General features: G+C 71.0%; 2 protein-coding genes. Both read left to right on the top strand.

The genetic code is table 11. The annotated features are described in order from the left end of the window. Window positions 1-157 precede the first annotated feature (157 nt). Window positions 158-622: a hypothetical protein gene (locus BM013_RS40320; RefSeq protein WP_093136407.1), complete on the top strand. Its 465-nt coding sequence runs from the start codon at window positions 158-160 to the stop codon at window positions 620-622. Continuing rightward, on the top strand, window positions 619-1,242 hold a 624-nt coding region (locus BM013_RS40315), incomplete at its 3' end, for a tripartite tricarboxylate transporter permease (RefSeq protein ID WP_143098533.1). The genes BM013_RS40320 and BM013_RS40315, both read left to right, overlap by 4 nt.

Raw genomic sequence — 1,242 nt, 5'->3', positions numbered from 1 at the left:
CCACGGGCGACGAGATCGACGCGGTCGCCAGGCAGATGGCCGCCGAGCACGACGTGCGCACCGACCGCGCCGTGGCGCTGCTCGAGGCGCTGCGCAAGAAGTAAGCATCGCGGGCGCGGCCCGCACCTATCGCATCCACAACGACGGAGACAACAACATGAAGACGGACAGTGCAGGCCGCGCGCCATGGCGGCTGGTGGAAATCTGGGGCGACACGGCCGACCTGGGCCACCTCGCGTGGTCGATCGCCATCGGCCTCGGCGTGAGCCTCGCGGGCTTCCTGGTGGCCAACCGCGTGCTCGCCAGCACGGTGGCAACGCCCGAACTGGCGCGCGCCTACGCCATGCTGGCGGGCCTCGGCGGCTGCGTGGTGTCGGGCGTGATCTGCGCCCTGCTCTTCGCGCCCAAGCGCGAGGTGGTCGAAGGCACGGCCGCCGACCCGCGCTGGCGCGAAGAGGTGCTGGCCGAACTGGCCGCCGAGCACGGCACGCTGGGCTCGGTCGCCGACCTGCCGCCCTCGGTGGTGCGCGAGATGAAGGAGCTGGAAATCTACGACCTGTTCGCCTCGTACCAGCCCCGCACCGCACCGGCCGCAACCGGCAAGGAAGGCGCCGCACCATGATCGACGCCGCACTGTTCAACCAGATCCTGGTCGCCACCGGCATGGGCCTCGTCGGCGCCGTGGTGTTCGCCGCCATCGGCCTCGTGTCGGGCACCGACGAGACCACCACGCTGGCACCGCTCACGCTGCTGGTGGTGCTGCTCGGCGTGCCGCCCGAGGGCGTGTTCACCTTCTTCCTGGCCGCGGCCGTGGCCAAGCACATGACGCACGCGGTGCCCACCGCGCTGCTGGGCATTCCGGGCGACACCATGGCCACGCCGCTGCTGCAGGACGCCAACGTGCTGCGCAACCTGGGCGTGCCGCACATCGCGCTGCGCAAGATGGTGTCGGGCGCGATCATCGCGGCCTTCATCGCGGTGCCGCTGGCCGTGCTGTTCGCGGTGCTGCTGGCGCCCTACGGCGCGGCCATCACCAAGGCGGCGCCGTGGATCTTCGTGGTGGCGGCCGTGGCCATCGCGTGGTTCTCCAGCGGGCGCTGGGCCTCGGTGGCCACGCTGGTGCCGTTCGTGGTGGTGATCGTGGCGCTGCAGGCGCTCACCGGCAAGTACGGCGTGAAGCTCAGCATCAGCTACTTCCTGGGCATTGCCATCGGGCCGCTGGTGGCCGACCTGTTCTCGGTG

Source organism: Variovorax sp. OK605 (assembly GCF_900115445.1).
Taxonomy (GTDB): Bacteria; Pseudomonadota; Gammaproteobacteria; order Burkholderiales; family Burkholderiaceae_C; genus Variovorax.
The sequence above is the reverse complement of the archived record's forward strand: the minus strand, read 5'-3'. Positions and strand labels throughout refer to the sequence as shown.